At 45.5% G+C, this 20573-nt stretch carries 21 protein-coding genes and 2 pseudogenes; 4 read left to right on the plus strand and 19 right to left on the minus strand.

Annotation, left to right across the window (positions count from 1 at the left end; genetic code table 11):
- Positions 1 to 43: 43 nt before the first annotated feature.
- From DXA93_RS15345 to DXA93_RS15425, 17 genes and pseudogenes are all read right to left on the minus strand, one after another.
- Positions 44 to 331, minus strand: coding sequence for a hypothetical protein (locus DXA93_RS15345; RefSeq protein WP_119208675.1), 288 nt, complete (start codon positions 329 to 331; stop codon positions 44 to 46).
- Between the two features lie 25 nt (positions 332 to 356).
- A complete protein-coding gene (locus DXA93_RS15350; protein ID WP_119208677.1) occupies positions 357 to 1481 on the minus strand; it encodes a glycosyltransferase family 4 protein in 1125 nt (374 codons plus the stop codon).
- 233 nt (positions 1482 to 1714) lie between these two features.
- Positions 1715 to 2587: a glycosyltransferase gene (locus DXA93_RS15355; RefSeq protein ID WP_119208679.1), complete on the minus strand. Its 873-nt coding sequence runs from the start codon at positions 2585 to 2587 to the stop codon at positions 1715 to 1717.
- Positions 2588 to 3337: a WecB/TagA/CpsF family glycosyltransferase gene (locus tag DXA93_RS15360; protein ID WP_119208681.1), complete on the minus strand. Its 750-nt coding sequence runs from the start codon at positions 3335 to 3337 to the stop codon at positions 2588 to 2590.
- Between the two features lie 24 nt (positions 3338 to 3361).
- Entirely contained in the window at positions 3362 to 4327 is a 966-nt protein-coding gene (locus DXA93_RS15365) for a type I phosphomannose isomerase catalytic subunit (protein ID WP_119208683.1), read from the minus strand.
- A gap of 21 nt (positions 4328 to 4348) precedes the next feature.
- Complete coding sequence (locus DXA93_RS15370; RefSeq protein WP_119208685.1) at positions 4349 to 5659, minus strand: sugar phosphate nucleotidyltransferase; 1311 nt, start codon at positions 5657 to 5659, stop codon at positions 4349 to 4351.
- A 19-nt stretch (positions 5660 to 5678) separates the two neighbouring features.
- A complete protein-coding gene (locus tag DXA93_RS15375) occupies positions 5679 to 7352 on the minus strand; it encodes a phospho-sugar mutase (protein ID WP_119208687.1) in 1674 nt (557 codons plus the stop codon).
- A gap of 22 nt (positions 7353 to 7374) precedes the next feature.
- On the minus strand, positions 7375 to 8622 hold the full coding sequence (locus tag DXA93_RS15380; RefSeq protein WP_119208689.1) for a nucleotide sugar dehydrogenase: 1248 nt from the start codon (positions 8620 to 8622) through the stop codon (positions 7375 to 7377).
- Between the two features lie 1066 nt (positions 8623 to 9688).
- Positions 9689 to 10917: pseudogene (locus DXA93_RS15385) on the minus strand (peptidase U32 family protein).
- The gene (locus DXA93_RS15390; RefSeq protein ID WP_119208691.1) at positions 10914 to 11579 is read right to left on the minus strand and encodes an O-methyltransferase; all 666 of its coding nucleotides are present in this window, start codon (positions 11577 to 11579) and stop codon (positions 10914 to 10916) included. Before DXA93_RS15390 ends, DXA93_RS15385 begins: the two are co-directional and overlap by 4 nt.
- Positions 11580 to 11609: 30 nt before the next feature.
- Positions 11610 to 12023 carry a solute-binding protein gene (locus DXA93_RS15395; RefSeq protein ID WP_119208693.1) on the minus strand — a complete coding sequence of 138 codons (414 nt, stop codon included), beginning with the start codon at positions 12021 to 12023 and terminating at the stop codon, positions 11610 to 11612.
- A gap of 26 nt (positions 12024 to 12049) precedes the next feature.
- Positions 12050 to 12445, minus strand: coding sequence for a YlbF family regulator (locus DXA93_RS15400; RefSeq protein ID WP_119208695.1), 396 nt, complete (start codon positions 12443 to 12445; stop codon positions 12050 to 12052).
- A pseudogene (locus DXA93_RS20740) lies at positions 12391 to 14053 on the minus strand (ribonuclease J). The gene DXA93_RS15400 and the pseudogene DXA93_RS20740 overlap by 55 nt, the downstream one beginning before the upstream one ends.
- 178 nt (positions 14054 to 14231) lie before the next feature.
- Positions 14232 to 14492, minus strand: a complete 261-nt coding sequence (locus DXA93_RS15410; RefSeq protein WP_055265056.1) for a DUF1292 domain-containing protein — start codon at positions 14490 to 14492, stop codon at positions 14232 to 14234.
- Between the two features lie 15 nt (positions 14493 to 14507).
- Positions 14508 to 14951: a Holliday junction resolvase RuvX gene (gene ruvX, locus DXA93_RS15415; protein WP_119208697.1), complete on the minus strand. Its 444-nt coding sequence runs from the start codon at positions 14949 to 14951 to the stop codon at positions 14508 to 14510.
- Between the two features lie 11 nt (positions 14952 to 14962).
- Positions 14963 to 15226, minus strand: coding sequence for an IreB family regulatory phosphoprotein (locus DXA93_RS15420; protein ID WP_022461716.1), 264 nt, complete (start codon positions 15224 to 15226; stop codon positions 14963 to 14965).
- Positions 15227 to 15432: 206 nt separating this feature from the next.
- Complete coding sequence (locus DXA93_RS15425) at positions 15433 to 15915, minus strand: glycoside hydrolase family 3 N-terminal domain-containing protein (RefSeq protein ID WP_416388114.1); 483 nt, start codon at positions 15913 to 15915, stop codon at positions 15433 to 15435.
- Between the two features lie 136 nt (positions 15916 to 16051).
- On the opposite strand from DXA93_RS15425, the gene DXA93_RS15430 reads away from it, so the two are divergent.
- Entirely contained in the window at positions 16052 to 16294 is a 243-nt protein-coding gene (locus tag DXA93_RS15430) for a hypothetical protein (protein WP_055265060.1), read from the plus strand.
- A gap of 38 nt (positions 16295 to 16332) precedes the next feature.
- Complete coding sequence (locus DXA93_RS15435) at positions 16333 to 16533, plus strand: Uma2 family endonuclease (RefSeq protein ID WP_117804669.1); 201 nt, start codon at positions 16333 to 16335, stop codon at positions 16531 to 16533.
- Here DXA93_RS15435 and DXA93_RS15440 read toward each other — a convergent pair.
- Positions 16519 to 16794, minus strand: a complete 276-nt coding sequence (locus DXA93_RS15440; protein ID WP_055265064.1) for a hypothetical protein — start codon at positions 16792 to 16794, stop codon at positions 16519 to 16521. The two genes, DXA93_RS15435 and DXA93_RS15440, sit on opposite strands and share 15 nt — an antisense overlap.
- Before the next feature lie 149 nt (positions 16795 to 16943).
- On the opposite strand from DXA93_RS15440, the gene DXA93_RS15445 reads away from it, so the two are divergent.
- Positions 16944 to 17579, plus strand: a complete 636-nt coding sequence (locus DXA93_RS15445) for a helix-turn-helix domain-containing protein (protein WP_119208699.1) — start codon at positions 16944 to 16946, stop codon at positions 17577 to 17579.
- A complete protein-coding gene (locus DXA93_RS15450; protein WP_119208701.1) occupies positions 17560 to 18381 on the plus strand; it encodes a hypothetical protein in 822 nt (273 codons plus the stop codon). Before DXA93_RS15445 ends, DXA93_RS15450 begins: the two co-directional genes overlap by 20 nt.
- Before the next feature lie 84 nt (positions 18382 to 18465).
- Here the strand turns inward: DXA93_RS15450 and DXA93_RS15455 are convergent, their stop codons facing one another.
- A complete protein-coding gene (locus DXA93_RS15455; protein ID WP_119208703.1) occupies positions 18466 to 20493 on the minus strand; it encodes a glycoside hydrolase family 31 protein in 2028 nt (675 codons plus the stop codon).
- Between the last annotated feature and the right edge of the window lie 80 nt (positions 20494 to 20573).

Consider the following 20573-nt stretch of genomic DNA (forward strand, 5'->3'; position numbering starts at 1 on the left):
TGTTTGTATGAATTATATCTGGTTTTTTCTTTCTTTAAAAATGTCAATAATTTATATTTCGATTCATAGGATTCCAAAAATCCAAAGCCCTATGAAAAATCATAGTAATAACATTCTTATTTACATTTCCATACGAATGATAAATAGAATGGAATTTTCTTCTATGAACTTTTATACCATCAATAATTTCATCATTATCGGTGTTGCCTGATGCTAATACTGTAATTTCGTTTCCATCAGCTTGTAAAGCTTCCGCTAATTTTTTTACACTATATTCTGCTCCACCCTTAACTTCAGGATAATAAAATGTATTTACCAATAATATTTTCATCTACTTGACTCACCTATATATGTTATTAATCATATTCTCTCAATAAAAGCTTTTTCAATTTTATAGCTTCTATTTTCCAACTATACTTACTCGCTTGAATAATTCCATTTTCCTTTACTAGATTAATTTGACCTTTAGGAAGATTCATGACAGCTACAATCTGTTTTTTCAAATCTTTCAGATTGCGATTTTTAAAATAATAAGCCGCATCACCCAAAACCTCTGGTAATGAAGCTGCATCTGAAGAAATTACAGGAATCCCCATAGACATTGCTTCAATTGGAGGCACTCCGAATCCCTCATATACTGACGGAAATACGAAGATCTGTGCATTCCTATACACATACGGCAATAAATCATCATCCACAAAACCGGTGAAATGAATTCGGTCAACAATTTCCTTATCCAGATTGGAAAGTAAATCATCCATTAACCAACCTTTTCTTCCAGCTAAAACCAGGTTGGTATCAATTTTCTTTTCTTTGATCAGTTCACTAAATGCATCTACCAAGAGCCTCATATTCTTTCTCGGCTCTAACGTTGAAAGGCAGAGAATATATTTTTCTGGAAGTCCATAGCCTTCCTTAGCCTTCATATCTTGTCCTCTATCATAGTAAAAGTTCGCAAAGCAATCCGATAAACCATCATAAATAACGGCAATCTCTTCAGGATTTTTTTTCAAAATCTTTGAAATTCTATCCTTAGAGAACTGCGACACCGTAACGACTTTCTTATGCCCAAGCGCAGCTTTTCTGTACATGAGCTTAAAATAGAGAGTCATGTACCTTTTATTTTTACTTGGACAATCCCAACACCCAACATCATGAATTGCACTTATTGCATTTCTGTTAAAAAAGAAAAATGGTGCTGGGAACGCCGGAAAAAAGTAGTAATCTGCTTTTATAGTTGTTAGTTTTAATGGTAACTGCAACTGATTAAAAATCAGTTTATTCTTTCCTCTTACAATAATTTTTCTAACATTGTTCTGCTCCGCAGAAAAATCTTTATGTATCTCATTTTTGAAAACGAGTATATATTCAATATCACTTCTGCTCTGATCCGAAATCAATTCTTTCGTAATACTAAGTGCAAATCGCTCAATTCCAGAAAAGTTATCTGCAAGAGAAGTCAAATCTATTAATACTTTCATCTCTGCCCTTTCTCAGCTGATTTTAAATCCCATTTTACAAAACAGGATGAGCATCAATTCTGTAATAGCTATCCAGTTTATTTTTAATAAGAAAACCGGAATTGCCTTAATGCTTTTTGTTTCAATAATATCTTTTGTTTTCAGACGGTTCCATTGGTTCCTAACTATAGAATTCAAATGGTAACTTTTCAAAGCCTTACATTTTTCAGCAATTGATAATTTTTTATCCTTCGCTAGAGCATAGCCAATTTGAACGGAAGAAAGTATGTACTCCCCCCCCACAGCTCATATGTATCCATGCCCATCTGTTGCAGTTCATTACTTAATTCATCTTTCGCTCGGATAAGCTGCAACTTCCCTGAAATCATTCGATTGACATCAAGATTATATGCTTCTATCGCTGACCCGTCGTTGTTGTGGAGATAATACAGCGGCTCATCTATCGTATAAATCACATCCGCTACTGCCAGATATTTGTTAGTGAAAATCGTGTCTTCACCAACACGCAAATCTTTTCGGAAAAAGATATTTTCCTCTCGGATTATCTTAAGTGAATACATCATACGCCATGGCCCATTTAGTTCCTTTCCCTGGCGCATTCCTCGCTTGCCTGAAAGGTATCCCTTTAAATCTGCTATCGATGTTCCAAAGGAATTTGGCAGTACCTGTTCCAGAATTTCCTTTTTATTATATTGACGTTTCAAATAGGAAAACTTATGTTCAGCTACGCTTCCATTTCTGCGTATTGATGCATAATTATAGCAAACAGTGTCTGTATCAGATTTTACTTTCGCTACGCATTTTTCAACAATTTGTGCATCAAAAGTATCATCACAATCGAAAAAGAAACAAAACGTTCCTTTGGCCCTTTTTAATGCATCATTTCTTGCGCTGCTGACACCCTCATTCACTTTTTTATCGATGAATTCTATTCTGCTATCTTCCTCTGCATATTTTTGTACAATTTCTGATGTTTCATCTTTACTTCCATCGTTAACAACGATTATCTGTAAATTTTTATACCCAATCGCATTTATCTGCGCAAAATAGCGTTGCAAGTATTTTTCGCCATTATAAACGGGTGTGATTATTGTTACTAAGTCCATTTATCCACCTATTTTTCTATACTTAATTGCTAAACCAAGAATCTTTCGATCATCTATCAGGTAGCGTTTTGCCATGCGCTTTGGATCTTGTGTTATTCTAAAAAGCCACTCTAAGCCATGATTGGACATCCAACGAGGTGCTCTTTTGATATTACCTGCTTCAAAGTCAAAGCTGGCACCCAATCCAAAGGAAATTGGTACTCCGAGTTCTTTACAGTGGTGGTACATGAACTTTTCCTGTTTCGGGCAGCCTAGACCAACAATCAAAATGTGCGGGGCAGCCTCTTTTATCATGGATTTAATTTTATCCATCTCATCCTGATTTTTTTCAAACCCGAATGGTGGAGAATATGTACCAACAACCTGTAATCCTTTAAATTTATTTGCTAGGTTTTCCGCCGCTTTTGCAGCTACACCTTCAGCCGCACCTAAAAAAAACATCTTATATCCTTTTTTCGCAGCCATATCACACAAGAGTGGGAACAAATCCGATCCTGAAATTTTCTCTTTAATCGGTGTTCCATACCATTTGGCGATCCACAACAGTGGTTTGCCATCCGTCAGAATCAATGACGCATTCTCATAAACCGCCTGTAATTCTTTACTTGTTTCAAGCTGTACAATGTGATCCACGTTCGGGGTTACCACATATGCACTTCTATCCTCTTGAATCAGCCGATCAATAGCCTGCAGCGTTTCCTGCATTGTCAAGTTATCAATCTCTGTATTCATAAACTTCATTCTTGACATTTATTCATCCTCACTACAAGCCTATTAGCACCGAACTTTAATCAATTCTGCATCACCAACGACCAAGCATCTGCCCAATCCTGCAGGCAAAAACAGTGTTTCTCCCTTGCTGAATCGCATCGGCTTCTGCTCCGCATCCATCGTCTGTACTTCTCCATATCCATCAAGGCACATCAACACCTGAAAAGAAGTGTCCATCACGGAAAAAGCAAAGCCCTTTGTGACCTGAATCCGCTCCGTTTCAAAGTACTTGCAACGGCAGAGCAATTCACGAGAGCAACCAGAATAATACTTCACCATTCTCGGTTTCTGACTCACATCCGGTGCGACCTTCATGTTCATAACCTGCACAGCTTTATCGAAATGCAGTTCCCGTTTTTTACCGTTCTTGTCCACACGCTCATAATCGTAGACACGGTAGGTTACATTGGAGCTTTCCTGAATTTCTGCTACCAAAATACCCTTGCCAATACCGTGCACAGTCCCCGCCGGAACAAAGTAGGTATCGCCCTTGTGGACTGGAACTTTTTGCAAGTGCTTATCCAGTGTTCCTGTTTCAACTGCCTTTCGGAGAATTTTCTCCGTCACCTCATGCTGAAAGCCATATATAAGACTTGCACCCTCATCAGCATCAATGACATACCACATCTCGGTCTTGCCATTGTCACCTTCATGCTCTCTTGCATATTCATCGCTTGGATGAACTTGAACTGAGAGATCTTTCTTGGCATCGATAAACTTAACCAATACTGGAAGTTCACCGTTTTCTACTTTTGTTCCAAGGTATTCAGAATGTGCTTTCAACACTTCAGCCAGTGTTTTTCCTTTATATGTACCATTTGCCACATAGCTTGGGCCATCTGGATGAACTGAACACTCCCAAGTTTCTGCCAATGGTGTTAAATCAATCTCTTTACCATATTCTTCCCGAAGTCGAGTACCACCCCACAAATAATCTTTACCCGTCGGAATCAATTTCATGATTTCCATTACTCTGTCTCCCACTGTTTTTTATTCCATCGGAAATTTAATCTTATCTGCAACGCTGATTTCTTCTCCAAGCTGTACTTCAATCATATCCAGTGCCGTAATAGCCTCCACTGTATGCTTGCAACCTGCCGCAATAGTAATTACATCACCAGTGCGGAGTACCTGCTCCATGCCGTCAACGATTGCCTTACCTTTACCAGAAACTACAGTCCATACTTCCTCGCGGTAGTTATGCATATGGTAAGTCATATGCTCGCCAGCTCTCATGGAAACCTTGACTGTCATAGAACCAGGCTGAACATCGATAACTGTATAAGTACCCCAAGACTTCTCAGCATACATTGCCTCGGTTTCGATTTTTTCCACATAAGGCTTCATATAACCGCTGCGTTCTTTATCAGCGATTAAGATACCATCACCACTGGCGGCAACAATCATATCCTTGCAACCCATGCAGAGAATCGGGATATTCAGCTCATTCACCACATTAGTATTCTCACAAGTTTCGTCCAGAATGGCCTTGCCCTTGGTCTTATCTGCCATGACCTCTGCCATCATGTTCCAAGTGCCGACATCCTTCCAGTCACCGCTGTAACGCAGAACCTGAATGCTGGACTCTTTCTCAACTACAGCATAGTCAAAGCTGATCTTAGTCAGAGTATCGTACTTATTAAACAGATCGCGATAATCTTCAAAGTCGATCATGCTATGTGCTTTGTCCAGTAGATACCCTAGCTTAAATGCAAAGATGCCGGCATTCCACAGTGCACTCTGAGCCAGATACTTCTTGGCCGTTTCCACATCCGGCTTTTCCTTGAATTCCTTAACCTTGCTGACGTTTTCGCCGCTTTCAGGAATAATGTAACCGTACTTCTCACTAGGATAGGTCGGTTCAATGCCCATCAGAGTCAGATTTGCGTCACCCTGCTCTGCCAGTTCCTGCAGAGTCTTAACAGCTTCGTAATAGGTATTATCTACATAAGGGTCAACCGGGCAGACAACAACAGCTTCATTCTCATCAACGCCCAGTTCATCGTGGAGATAGGCTGCAGCCAGTGCGATGGCCGGGAACGTATCGCGGCGGCAAGGCTCTACACAAATAGAAGCCTTTTCACCTAACTGATTCTTTATGGCGCTTGCCTGCGATTTGCTCGTTGCAATAGTAATCTTTGCATCAGCATCCACCGTGGTAATCTGGCGATACACACGCTGCACCATAGACTCGTACTCATCATTATTCTTGAACAGCTTGATGAACTGCTTACTACGTACATCATTGGAAAGGGGCCAAAGACGCTTACCAGAACCACCGGAAAGTAAAATAATATTCATAATTTTTTCTCCTCTATCTTTACTTCAAGAATTCTTCAGCACTCTTACGAATCTCTGCTTCCACCTTTTCGGCCGCTTCTTTATTCTCTGCGCTGACAGAGATATAGGTCTTGAGTTTCGGTTCCGTACCGGAAGGACGCACCACAATGGAACAGTTATCTTCTAGCAGGAACTTCAACACATCAGACTTGGGCAGACCATCCAGACCCGGCGCATAGTCCAGCAGCTTAACGACCTTCTTGCTGCCAAACTCTTTAATGCCGCCGCGGAATGCCTGCATGATGCTCTGCATCTTGGCAAAACCTGCACTGCCATCAAACTCGTAGCTGTGCAGGGTATTCAGGCAGTAGCCGTAGGTCTTGTACAGCTCGTCCAGCTTATCCAGCAGGCTGATGCCCTTGGTCGCATAGTAGCTGAACATTTCGCAGATCATGTAGGCACCGTCCACGCCGTCCTTGTCACGAACATAGGAACCGGTCAGATAGCCATAGCTTTCCTCAAAACCAAACACATAACTGTCAGCCTTGCCCTGTTGCTCCAGCTTGCCGATCTGCTCACCGATGAACTTAAAACCAGTCAGCACATTGATGGTGCGCAGGCCATAGTTAGTAGCAATCTGCTCACCCATATCCATCGTGACGATAGTTTTAACCATCACAGGGTCAGCAGGCATCTTGCCATGCTTCATACGCTGGCTACAAATGTAGTCCAGCAGCAGCATACCAGTCTGGTTACCAGACAGCAGTTCATACTCGCCTGCTTTGTTTTTAACGGCAATACCTACACGGTCACAATCCGGGTCAGTTGCCAGCAACAGGTCAGCGTTGCACTTCTTGGCATATTCCATACCCAGTGCCATTGCTTCCTTGATCTCCGGGTTCGGGTACGGGCAGGTCGGGAAATTGCCATCCGGCTGCTCCTGCTCCTTGACCACCGTAATATTGGTGTAGCCCATCTCTTTCAGGGTACGGGTCACAGGCTTCAGACCTGTACCGTTCAGAGGACTGTAAACGATGGCAACATTTTTATTGACCTCTTCACCAAACAGAACAGATTGATTCTTGACCTCATTCACAAAGGCAGTACAGACCTCATCCGGGATGTATTTGATACTACCGTTTGCAAGACCCGCTTCAAAATTGCTGTGCTTTACATCTGCAAAGATGTCCAGTTTTTCAATCTCAGCCAAAATTTCGGCGGCAGCTTCGGTCGTGATCTGGCAGCCATCTGCACCATAAACCTTGTAGCCATTGTATTTGCTGGGATTGTGAGAAGCAGTGACCATCACGCCAGCAGAGGTGTGCAGATACCGGGTCGCAAAAGACACAGTCGGCACCGGCATCAGGACAGTCCAGATATTGACCTTAACGCCATTGGCAGCAAACACGCCTGCGGCAACCTTGGCGAACACATCGCTCTTGATACGGCTGTCATAGCCGATTGCTACAGACGGCTCTGCAAAGTTCTTCTTCAAATAGTCAGCCAAACCCTGAGAAGCTTTTGCCACAGTATAGATGTTCATGCGGTTGGTGCCTGCACCGATGACACCACGCAGACCACCCGTGCCAAAGGCGAGGTCACGGTAAAAAGCATCCTCAATTTTTGTATCATCTAGCGTTTTCAGTTCAGCGGCAACGTCTGCATCTGCTGTTGCGTTTTCCAACCAACGCTCGTATTCTTTTTTGATATCCATCTTTTATTGCCTCATCTATCTCTTAATCTCTCTGGAAAATATCTCTCGTATAAACTTTTTCTTTCACATCATCAAGATCTTTACTATACCGATTTGCGATGATGGCATGGCTCATTTCCTTGAACTTAGCCAGATCATTAACCACTACTGATCCGAAGAATGTCTCGCCATCTTTCAGAGTCGGCTCATAAATCACAACCGTTGCACCCTTGGCCTTGATACGCTTCATGACACCCTGAATAGAACTCTGACGGAAGTTATCGCTGTTGCTCTTCATGGTCAGGCGGTACACACCGATGGTCACAGATTTTTCCTGTTCCTTATCGTACTCGTTATCCTCGTCATAACCATAATAACCAGCCAGCTTTAGAACGCGGTCGGCGATGAAGTCTTTACGAGTTCTGTTACTCTCGACAATAGCCTCGATCAGGTTCTCCGGCACATCTGCATAGTTAGCCAGCAGCTGCTTGGTATCCTTCGGCAGGCAGTATCCGCCGTAGCCAAAGGACGGATTGTTGTAGTGTCTACCAATACGAGGGTCAAGGCATACACCGTCGATAATCTGCTGGGTGTTCAAGCCCTTGCTCTCTGCATAGGTGTCCAGTTCGTTAAAGTAAGCCACGCGCAGGGCCAGATATGTATTGGCAAACAATTTGACTGCCTCTGCCTCGGTGAAGCCCATAAACAGAGTGTCTATGTTCTCCTTGATAGCACCTTCCTGCAGCAGACCAGCAAACTCGTGTGCTGCTTCTACTAATCTTTCGTCTTCCAAATCAGTGCCAACGATGATACGAGAAGGATAAAGATTGTCGTACAGTGCTTTGCTTTCTCTTAAAAATTCCGGGCTGAAGATGATGTTCCTGCTGTTGAACTTCTCACGCACGGATGCGGTGTAGCCCACAGGGATCGTGGACTTGATGACCATGATGGCGTTCGGGTTATATTCCATGACCAGCTTGATCACAGCTTCGACTGCAGATGTGTCAAAGTGCTGGGTGTGGCTATCGTAGTTCGTAGGGGCCGCTATTACAACAAAGTCCGCATCAGAGTATGCAGCCTTTGCATCCAGAGTTGCGGTCAGGTTCAATTCTTTCTCTGCAAGGTATTTTTCAATATAATCATCCTGAATCGGAGACTTGCGATTATTGATCATCTCAACTTTCTCCGGAACAATATCAACTGCGGTTACCTGGTGGTGCTGGGAAAGCAAGGTGGCAATGGATAATCCCACATAACCAGTACCCGCAACGGCGATTTTGTAATTCTTCATGTTATTTACTCCTCCGGCCCTCATCGGGCATATCCTCTAATTTTCTATGTACACATCCATATGGATGGCATTTCTCTCTAATTTCCACTGTGTGATAACCACACTCGGCTAAGTGTTTTCTTATACTGTCGTATCCGATTACCCCAGCAATCATGTTTCTACTCCATAAAACATCCGTTGAGTACACTCGTTTCTATTTCTCTATAGCCGAAGTGTTGATTTGTACGGTCGAACCCCGTATACCCTGCAATGATGTTTTTTCTAAGTGTTGGATTGTTGAATCGAACCCTGTCGGCACATGAGTTTTGTTAAAACTATATATATCATTCAGTCCAATTCTCACCATTCATTGTTCGTTGTGAACAAAACATTCACTTTAACCACTCAAAACATGTAATTATCATCACCATTCATGCTCTACTCAACAGCTGTTTTTTGAAGTAGAAATCATCTGTTTTTCTCTATTTTTCATGACTCAACAAACCGTTATGATGTAGGTGTCATTAGCGGGTCAGATAGTGTACTCAACAGCAGTTTCAGACGTTAATGATAAGCTCATGGATTTTTGTTGTTTTCTCCTGTTTTCCGCCATTTCTATGATTCTTCTGAAAAAGTTGTGCCAATTATGTGCCATATGGGTCAAAAGTTCAGCATTCTGTATATATTTTTGGCATTTTTAGTTCATACAGCTGTGAAATATAGCCAATTTCAGCAACTCAATTAGTGTGCAAAACAGGTTCTTTTTGGCAATGCTACGTCAATACGGTTTGTTGAGTAGACATTGCCAGTTATATACATTCCGTTTGTAATGATACTTAACATATTTTTGTGACTTATGGCCTATTAAAACAGCATTTAGCCTTAGTCCAATAATATCATGTACATTCTAGCTTATTTGCTCCAGTTTGTAAACATTATGAAGCAACTTTTTTCACAGAATGTCGAACTTTTTCCTATTTGTTTCTTTTATCATTACCATTATTTTACATAATCTCTATTCGCACAAAAAAAGGATTAGCAGCCTTTCGAAAATGACACGTTCCTAATCCCCTTTTATTTTCCTATCCTATTCCATTTCTTTCCTTCTCAAAATATCAAACCTATCCAATTCCACGCCAAGATCAATCCACAATTTCTGCTTCGGATGCGGCGCACTCTCCATCTGGTTCCCTTCATCATCCCAGATCCCCTTCACCGTAACGCAGACATTCTCCCCATCCGGTTTCATCACTTCAATCTCTTCCCCAACCGAAAACTTATTCCTCTGCTCAATCGCATATCTGCTTTTTTCATTCTTCTCCCCAACAATCCCCAGATACGTATACTCCTTCACATACGTATTACTATCATAAATCTGGCTCTCATGATCCGGCTTCCCATAGAAAAATCCCGTCGTAAACTGCCTGTACGTACAGTTCGAGATCTGATCCCGATACCATTCCATATTCTCCTCATACTTCTTAGGCTCTCCAGATAATCATCAATCGCCTTCCGATACGTCCTTGCCACCGTCGCCACATACAGCGCCGTCTTCATTCTTCCTTCAATCTTATAACTGTCAATCCCCGCATCCAGCAAATCCGGGATATGCTCAATCATACAAAGGTCTTTCGAGTTAAAGATATACGTCCCTCTCTCATTCTCATACACCGGCAGATACTCCCCCGGTCTGGACTCTTCCACGACCGCATACTTCCACCGGCACGGATGTGTACAAGCCCCCTGGTTCGCATCTCTTCCCGTGAAATAATTGGACAGCAGACATCTACCCGAGTACGAAATACACATCGCCCCATGAATAAACGTCTCGATCTCCATCTCCTCCGGAATATGCTCCCGAATCTCTTTGATCTCCGCCAGAGACAGTTCTCTTGCCGTCACGACACGTTTCGCTCCCTGCTCATACCAGAACTGATACGTCCCATAGTTCGTATTATTCGCCTGTGTACTGATATGCCGCTCAATCTCCGGGCACACTTCCATCGCAATCCGATACACTCCCGGATCCGAAATAATGAGTGCATCCGGCCCGATCTCTTTTAATTCGGCAAAGTAAGCGCACACGCCCTCAAGATCCTGGTTATGTGCCAGAATATTCGCGGTGACATAGACCTTTACGCCATGCTCATGCGCAAACTCCACGCCTTCTTTCATATCTTCCATCGAAAAGTTCTTCGCCTTCGCGCGGAGTCCGAAGACTTCTCCGCCGATATATACGGCATCTGCGCCGAAGATCACTGCTACTTTTAATACTTCCAGACTGCTGGCTGGAACCAGTAATTCCGGTTTTCTCATGTTGTTTCCTCTCTCTTCTCATGGCTTTTCATCGTAATCGCGATTCCATCTCCCAGCGGCACGACCGATGTCAGCAGCCCTTCATTGTGTGTCAGTTCAAATAAGTATTCCCGCATCCGTTTGTGGATCGTGCGGTTCCGGCGTTCCACGGCGAAGCGGGATTCGATGACGTCGCCATCCTGCAGCACATTGTCAGTAATCAGCACGCCTTTTTCGTCGAGAAGGCGTAAGACCTCCGGCAGGAAATGGATGTACTGTCCCTTTGCGGCATCCATAAAGATAAAATCGTACGGGCCGTCCAGGGTTTTTAAGACTTCTGCAGCGTCTCCCGGAATCAGGGTAATGTGGTCGGCAAAGCCGGATTTTTCGAAGTTCTCCCGTGCGATCGGGATGCGTTTTTCGTAATTTTCTATTGTGGTAATCTCTGCGTCCGGTTCGCCGTACTGTGCCATGAAAACAGCAGAGAATCCTACGGCAGTTCCTACCTCCAGGATTCTCTTTGGCTGTTTCATCTTTAAGAATACTTTTAAAAAGCTCTGCATTTCACGGCGAATGATCGGCACTTTTGTCTGTTTGGCCGTCCGCTCCAGATTTTCCAGAAACGGGGTGTGGCCGGTGTCCAGGGAATTGATGTAGGTTACCATTCGTTCGTCTATTATCATGTAAGATTCCTCTTGTTTTGCAAACGTGCGTTATTCCGCGGACGGCTGTCCTTCGGTGTTGACGCCCGCCAGAATTTCCAGCATTTCATCGACGGTCTGTGCGGTGTTCAGCACGTAGGAACCGTCCTTGATGCCGCCGTAGTAGCCGGACAGGCGGTACTGGACTTCGAAAACCAGAAGGCTTTCGTCGATCAGTCCGTTGTCTTTCAGGAGTTCGCCAAGTTCTTTCGCCTCCATGCCGGAACGCACCTGTACGGTGACTTTCTTTCCTTTTCCTCTGGATGCGACTGGCTCCTCAGCAAACACGTCATGTCCAAACTGATATGAAGTTTTCGCTGCTAGAATGATCACAAGAATTACGCAGACGTAAATGAGCAGGCGCACGGTTCCTTTCGCACCTGTCAGCGCTGCGTGGTATCCGGCATCCCTTTTCTTTTCGGACATGGGCGCTCTCCTTTTGATTTTCGGTTTTAGATTTCCGGTACGCCGATGCGGATTTCTTCTGAAATACGGTCCTGCACCTTCTGTACCATCTTACAGACCTCAAGCTCCGCCTCAAGATAAGCGTTTGCCTTCTCGCTTTTGCGGAGTGCGCAGGAATCCCGCTCCAGGGAATCTACCGCATCGTAAAGGTCTACGTTTTCGGACTGCTGCAGTCGGTAGTTGCGGATTCGATAGTCGTCGACCCGGCTTTTTAAGTCCGGGTCTTTTTCAAGTTCCTCTTCCATCCACAAGTAATTCTGATATGCCCTGCTCTCCCTCATTTCTTCGATGAGCGCATCCAGACATTCTGTTACTTTGTCCATGGTATTTATGCCTCCATGATGATCGGAAGGATCATCGGTCTTCTCTTTGTTTTCTTCCATACATAATCGCCGAGGGCATCTTTGATCGTGGATTTGATCTTGCCCAGTCGGAGATATTTTTGGAAAGGCAGCCATCCAGCGCCTCTTCTACAACTTCTCTTGCCTCGCCCATCAAATCCTCGGATTCGCGTACATAGACGAAACCGCGGGATACGATGTCCGGGCCGGCCAGAAGCTGGTTCGTTCTCTTTTCGAGAGTCAGTACAACGACCATGATTCCGTCCTCGGACAGATGCTGGCGGTCACGCAGGACGATATTTCCTACATCACCAACGCCGAGTCCGTCGACCATGATGGCTCCGGTGTGGACTTTGCCAGTTACTGCTGCGCCGTCCTCATCGAGTTCCATGACATCACCGGAATACATGAGGAAGATGTTCTCTTTCGGGATGCCGAGGCTCTGTGCTACTTCTGCGTGTGCTTTTAAGTGACGGTATTCGCCGTGTACCGGGATCGCGTATTTCGGTTTTACCAGGGAGTAGATCAGCTTGATTTCCTCCTGGCAGGCATGTCCGGATACGTGAACGTCCTGGAATACGACGTTGGCACCCTGTGCAGACAGTTCGTTGATGACGTTCGAAACGGCTTTTTCATTTCCCGGGATCGGGTGGGAACTGAAGATCACGGTGTCGCCCGGCAGGATCGAGATCTTTTTGTGCAGATGTGCCGCCATACGGGACAGTGCTGCCATGGACTCGCCCTGGCTTCCGGTGGTGATCAGGACAAGCTGCTCGCCGGTGTAGTTTTTCATCTGTTCCACATCGATCAGGGTATTTTCCGGGATATTGATGTAGCCCAGCTCCTGCGCGATGGAGATGATGTTGACCATACTGCGGCCTCGATGACAACTTTACGGCCATATTTATAAGCAGAGTTGATGATCTGCTGCACACGGTCGACGTTCGATGCGAAGGTTGCGATGATGATTCGGGAATTCTGATGCTCGGCAAACAGGCCGTCGATCGTCTTTCCTACGGTCCGCTCGGACATGGTAAAGCCAGGCCGCTCTGCATTGGTACTGTCGCACATCAGTGCCAGAACGCCTTTCTTTCCGATCTCTGCGAATCTCTGCAGGTCGATGACATCACCAAAGACTGGTGTGTAATCGACTTTGAAGTCTCCGGTGTGGACGATGATGCCAGCCGGGGAGTAGATTGCCAGTGCTGCTGCATCTGCAATACTGTGGTTTGTTTTGATAAACTCAATGCGGAATGCGCCCAGGTTGATGGACTGTCCGTGTTTGATGATTTTCCGTTTTGTGGTACGGAGCAGGTTGTGCTCCTTTAATTTGTTTTCGATCAGGCCAATCGTCAGTTTGGTGGCGTAGACCGGTACATTCACTTCTTTTAAGATGTAAGGCAGGGCTCCGATATGGTCCTCGTGGCCGTGGGTGATGACGAAGCCTTTGACTTTGTCGATGTTTTCTTTCAGATATGTTACATCCGGGATGACCAGGTCGATACCGAGCATGTCGTCTTCCGGGAATGCAAGTCCGCAGTCTACGACGATGATACTGTCCTCATACTCGAAAACGGTGATGTTCATACCGATCTGTTCCAGACCGCCAAGCGGTATAATTTTTAATTTACTTCCATTATTCTTTTTCAAATAGCACCTCCGCGCATGTTTTCCAAACGATTCCGTTACCGGTACGGCTTCACGCACGCATCCCCTGAGCGTCACTTCAGGCTGATGGAGCATGTCCCGCACCTGCAGGATTTGCCCTTTAAAGCGCTGTCCCGGTCCCGCTTCGTCTGCGTCCCGGTATGGCTTCAAAACGGCTGGTTCAATAGGTGATGTCTGCCTCGTCATCCAACATGGAAGCAAATACGCCGGAAACGGCATCGAATTCGGTGTCGTCTTCTACCACAACATACTCTGCCTCTGCGTCGGTGTCGGTGGAGATATCCTTCAGAATATAGGCATTTGCCTCGTCGTCCTTTGAATCGGATACCAGAATATAGTTGACTCCGTTGATTCTGGTCTGCTCCTCCACGTAAAATTCTTCTTTGCCGCCATCATCTGTTACAAATGTTATTTTTTCCATACAATATTCCTTTGTTCAGTTTTCCTGTGATTCCTTCTGATGGAAAAGATAGTCCAGATATCCCTGCAGGATAAAAACAGCTGCAATCATATCTACGTACTCCTTGCGGTTTTCCCTGCGGATTCCGGTTTCCATCATGGTGCGGTCTGCTTCGACCGTTGTCAGCCGCTCGTCCCACATAACAACGGGCAGGCCTGTCCGTCTCTCCAGCATTTCTTTGAACTCGAGAGATTTTTCGGCCCGCTCTCCGATGTCGTTGTTCATATGTTTCGGGAAGCCGAGTACGATTTTTTCCACGCCGTACTCTTTTGCTATCTCTTCAATCCGGGCCAGCGTCTGACGCAGCTTATTCTCCGATTTTCTGCGGACAATTTCGATTCCCTGCGCAGTAAGACCCAGGGCGTCGCTGACTGCCACCCCTACTGTTTTTGAGCCGTAATCTAATCCCATTATTCTCATAGTAATTACGCTCACTTCCAGGATTCATTTTTGATGTACTCTTTTAACAGTTCCTCTACCAGCTCGTCACGCTCTACTTTCATGATCAGGCTTCTGGCTCCCTTAAAGCTTGTGATGTACGTCGGGTCGCCTGACATGATATAGCCTACGATCTGGTTGACTGGATTATACCCTTTTTCTACCATGGCGTTGTAAACGGTTTCGAGTACCTCTTTTACCTGAATCTCCGGCTCTGTTTTTACTTTAAAATATTGTGTGTTACTTAATCCTGACATTCTTTTCACGTCCTCGTATTTATTGATATCATTTATATTCTAATACATGTTATGGGAAATTTCAATCGTGAAATTGCCCAACTATTTGAATGTTACAGTTCACTGCATCTCAGCGAACTGTAACATTCAAAGCCCGCATGGAAAATTTTGCTTTGCGAAGGGGCGGCAGCTATTTCTGATGTTATTTTATCCCTGAAAACGCCGCATTATTCATATGAATTGGAAGTAAAAATCATTTCCAGGATTCTCTGGGCACAGGCGGTCAGGTCTTTTTCCTCGAGATACTGGTCATTTTCGGCACTCAGCGCATCCAGGATTTCGCGGCGGTCGGTGTCGGTTCCCGGCATCACAAGATCATTTCCGGCGGCGATGCATTTTGCGGCGGAGGAGCCTCCGTCGGCGTTTGTTGTGGTCCAGTCGGTCATGATGATGCCGGCAAAGCCCCATTCCTTTCTTGCAGCGGTTGTGCACAGATCATAGCTGTTGGCGGTGTGGACACCGTTTACCTTGTTGTAGGATGTCATAATTGCCTTTGGCTGGGATTCTTTGATTGCAATTTCGAAGCCCTTCAGATAGATCTCACGCAGGGCGCGCTCGGAGACGATGCTCGATACGCCGCGGCGGTTTTCTTCCTGATTGTTGCAGGCGTAATGTTTGATGGTCGTTCCGACGCCGTGCTGTCTCTGCACACCGCGTGTGAGAGCTGCTGCGATGATTCTGACCAGAATTTCGATTGAATTTTCTCCCGCCCTGTTCTATACTAATGTAAACAAATGTAGCTGTTTTTTATTCCAGATAACTACAAAATCGGAGGTATCACGCTTTATGCATATGACACAAATTCAATCTGTCTTAAACGAGAAAAAAATCACGTTTTCCTATACGGAAGAGGATAACTGCGGAAGCATCGACTTTGAGCACCGCGGTCTGCGGTATCATATCTGGGAATTTGCAGACGATGTGGAGCCGGTCGGCGTGGAGACCAATCTGCGGTATGCAGGGCGCGATGAGGAAATCGAAGGCGATTACGATACGATTCTCGCAGAACATTTAAAGAAAGAATTTTAAGCGATTTCATTTCATTTTTGGGAAAAGATGTGTATTTTATGACGCCAGTTCTTCAACCACAGCTCGAAAAAGTCACGCTGGAACAGTATGAAATGCTTCCAGAAGAGAAACGCTTCGAAGTTTTTGACGGTGTCGTCTACGACATGGCAAGCCCTTCGCAGGTTCATCAGGCACTGTCCATGCAGCTTTCCACACTCATCAATACTTACATTCTTCGCAAAAAATCATATATTTTCTAACGCTGCCAGAAACAGCTCATAGAAGTCATCTTCCCCTTCAAGCGCCGGGGAATTTTCTCCGCCGCCATTGGTGCTGCGTTTGATTTCTGCGTAAAATTCTTCACCTGCCATGGCAAGATCCATTTCATAGATGGAAACGCCATAGGCATGGCAGATTTCGCAGAATGCGTGGATTGGATTCGGATTTTCCCTTGTCTGAAGCAGTTTTTCACGCAGAATGGGGTCTGCCTTTGCTTTTTTCTGCCAAGCTTTTGCCTGCACTGCAGGGAAGTTCTTTCATCGCCATGATTGCTGTTCTCAGACATCTGCGAGCCGTAACTTTTCTCAATCAGTTCGTTTTTTGTCAATAAATGATTTCTTGACGCTTTCAGATCTCTGTGATACAGTAATGGCAGAAACGAGGTGATTGCATGAAAAACACATTTGAGCAACAGATTTACGAGATCTTTGGAACAACAGATCCAAAGGAGCTGCGCAGGCTTTCCAAAGACGCGGAACAATACCAGCAGTTAGCCAAAAAAGAAGCCCTGCGCCATGCAGCTGGAAGAAAACCTGCTTTTTCGCTGCCACAAATCATTCAGATGGCTGCCTTGCAGCAGCAGGGAAAAAGTATTGCCGAGATCGCGCGCACCTTTCAGGTCAGCAGGCAGACGGTATACAATCAAATCGCCCGTGCCCACTGTTTCAGCACGGATCCCGATGTCAAAACGCGGATGTGTTTTCTTTACCGCGATCAGCTTTGCACAACGATTGATATCGACTTCCGTCATGAGAAAATTGCAATCCAGAATTACACAAAAAAAATTCCGCTTCGTGCCTTTGGCGTTGTGGAGCATCCGACCTGGGATGATTTTACCTGGTTTCTGGAAAGCCGCTGTTTTCCCAAAACACGCGATCATGCCAAAGATATTTTAAAAGAAATGGGACTTCCCTTTTATGATCCGCTGCTTATCATTGAAAAAACAGATGGGCGAATGGCCGGTGACGAGCAATGGATCCTGATTCTGAAAAATAAGGAGGCACGCCATGGAACAGATCCGTCTTGATAATCAGCTGCCTGTCAAAAAAACAGATCACACCTCAAAAGGGGACCAGCTCAAGTGGAAAATCGGTAATATCTGGTACAAATCCGACTATATGGGATATGAGGGACTCTCGGAGACACTGGTGTCTCATTTACTGCAAAAAAGCTCTCTTTCCCACCCGTTTGTCCTGTATCAGCCAGTTCGGATTGCATACCGCGGTACTCTCCGCAGTGGCTGTTCCAGTCCTGATTTTCTAAAAGCAAATCAGATGCTGATCCCATTGGAAAAACTGTACCGCCAGAATACCGGAGACAGTCTGGCAATCACGCTTGCTGCTTTTTCAGAACCGGCGGAACGCATTCGTTTTCTGGCAGATCAGATGGAACACATGACGGGAATTCAGAATTTCGGTGCATATCTGACCGCTATGCTGGAAATTGATGCCTTCTTTCTAAACGAAGACCGGCACACCAACAACATCGCTGTTCTATATGATACAGAAACAGAGCAATATTCTCCAAGTCCTCTGTTCGATCAGGGTTTATGCCTGTTTGCAGACATTAGCAATGACTACCCTCTGGATCTGCCGATGGATGTTTGTATGGAACGCATCGAAGCCAAACCTTTCAGCTCTGATTTTGATACACAGCTGGATGCTGCGGAGGAATTATACGGTATCCAGCTTCACTTTTCCTTTACTCCAAAAGATGTCTGCACGGAACTGGCTTCTCTGGCCGATTACTACCCTCTGGAAATCCGCCAGCGTGTTGAGCAAATCATACGCCGACAGATGCGCAAATATGGATATCTGATGCGCAGTTAGAGTCGAAAAGAAAACAGTACAGAAAAGTCCCCACGCTGTGTGTGTCTTCTGTACTGTTTTCTTTTTTGACCTTTTTACACGATCTTATGCCATTTTCTTAAATACCGGAATCGAATCGATCGGTGCAGCGGCACGGATAGTCTGTCCGCCTTCGTACACTTTTCCGTCTCTGGTGTCTTCCCAGCGTCCTTCCGGAAGATATACTTCACGCTCAAACTCGTTCAGATGGAAAATCGGCGCTACCAGGTATTCGCTTCCGAACATATACTGTTCCTGCAGCTCCCAGCATTTTTTGTCATCCGGGAACTCATAGAACATGGTACGGATCAGCGGAGAACCGTTTTCGGATGCCTCGTCATACAGCTGTTTGATGTAATCGTGCATGCTGATGCGGATGTCGTAATATTTCTTCATGATCCGGTAATTTTCTTCTCCATAGCTCCACAGTTCATTGGACTGGCCGGTATACAGGTAGCCGCCGCCAAAATCACGGTCATCGAGCGGTGGAATGTTGTGCGGTCCGCGGTCGCCGTGCATACGGAAAACAGCAGAGTAAACGGCAAACTCATACCAGCGGATCAGAAGCTGCTGGAAATCCGGGTCGTTGACATCATCTGTCATAAAGCCGCCGATATCGGTTGTCCACCACGGAATGCCGGCAAGACCCATATTAAGGCCGGCCTGGAGCTGATCATAGAAGGCTTCAAAGGTACTCGGCACATCGCCGGACCATACAACATTTCCGTATTTCTGGCTTCCGGCCCAGGCGCAGCGAAGCAGGTTTACAATATTTTCTTCTCCTTCTGCTTTCATGCCGTCATAGAAGACACGGCTGTACAGCTGCGGATAGATATTGCTGCAGGAAAGAGCAGGTCCGTCGATATAGCGGTAATGATCGAAATCGTAAACGCCGAAATCCGGTTCTGAGTTGTCCAGCCAGAAGGCATCGATTCCAAAATCATAATAGTTTTTCTTGCAGACTTCCCAGACGTATTTTCTGGTTTCCGGGTTGAACACATCGATTTCCACGCAGTCCCCCTGGAAATCATACGTCTGCAGGGCGCCGCGCTCTGTTTTAATCAGCAGGCCGCGGTCCAGCATCGGCCAGAAATTCTCGCTCTTCCGGTCTACGCTTGGCCATACGGAAACGATAACTTTGATTCCCATGGAATGCAGTTCGTCCACCATGGCTTTTGGATCCGGCCAGTATTTTTCATCGAATTTCCAGTCGCCCTGTACGGTCCAGTGGAAGAAATCGATGACAATCTGATCGATTTTGATGCCTTCCTTCTGGTAGCGGCGTGCCACTTCAAGCACTTCCTCCTGCGTACGGTAGCGCAGCTTGCACTGCCACAGGCCCATACGGTCCTCCGGGAATTTCGGCGCGCGGCCGGTCACTGCGGTGTAATTTTCCAGGATCTCTTTCGGTGTATCGGCTGCGGTCAGCCAGTAGTCCATATCTTTGGTCGAGCGTGCAGTCCATTCGGTGTAGTTCTTTCCGAAGGTTACCTGTCCGACAGCCGGATTGTTCCACAGCATACCATATCCTAAGCTGGATACGGCGAATGGTACGCTGATCTGGGAGTTCCGTTGCGCCAGCTCCAGGGTGCATCCCTTCAGATCCATGTATTTCTGCTGATACTGGCCCATTCCGAAAATCTTCTCTCCGTCGTTGCTCTCAAATTTCAGGTTCAGGCTGTATTCGCTTCCGCCGATCACACCTTTCCACTCACGGTTGACCGTTTTTAAGCAGCGGCTCTCTTTGCTGATCGTTCCGTCGTAGCAACGGTGATATTCTCTTAAAATTTCCTGTTCTTCTTTGTAGAAGGTGATAACTCCTGCAAAGTTGACCACAGCACGGATTTTTCCATTGGTGATCGATGCGCTGGTTCTTTTTCCCATCGATCCGTCGATTTCCAGATGATCGACCTCAAACTGCTCTGCTTTTGCCTCTGTTTTTTCCGGCACTTCGGTCAGCGCCCAGTCTTTTCCGGAAAATTCCGGAAGCATGGTTGCGCGGACACGTAAGGAATCTTTTCCCCACGGCTCAATCCGCAGTGTTTCTCCGTTTGCCTGTGCAATTAATACACCATTTTTTGTCTGAAAACGCATTGTTTTATTCTCCTTTTTTGAAAAGAGAGGTCACAGAAAAATTTGCTTTTCCGTGCCTCTCCCTCCCTATATTCTTACAT

Source organism: Blautia sp. OF09-25XD, from assembly GCF_003482095.1.
Lineage (GTDB): Bacteria > Bacillota > Clostridia > Lachnospirales > Lachnospiraceae > Fusicatenibacter > Fusicatenibacter saccharivorans.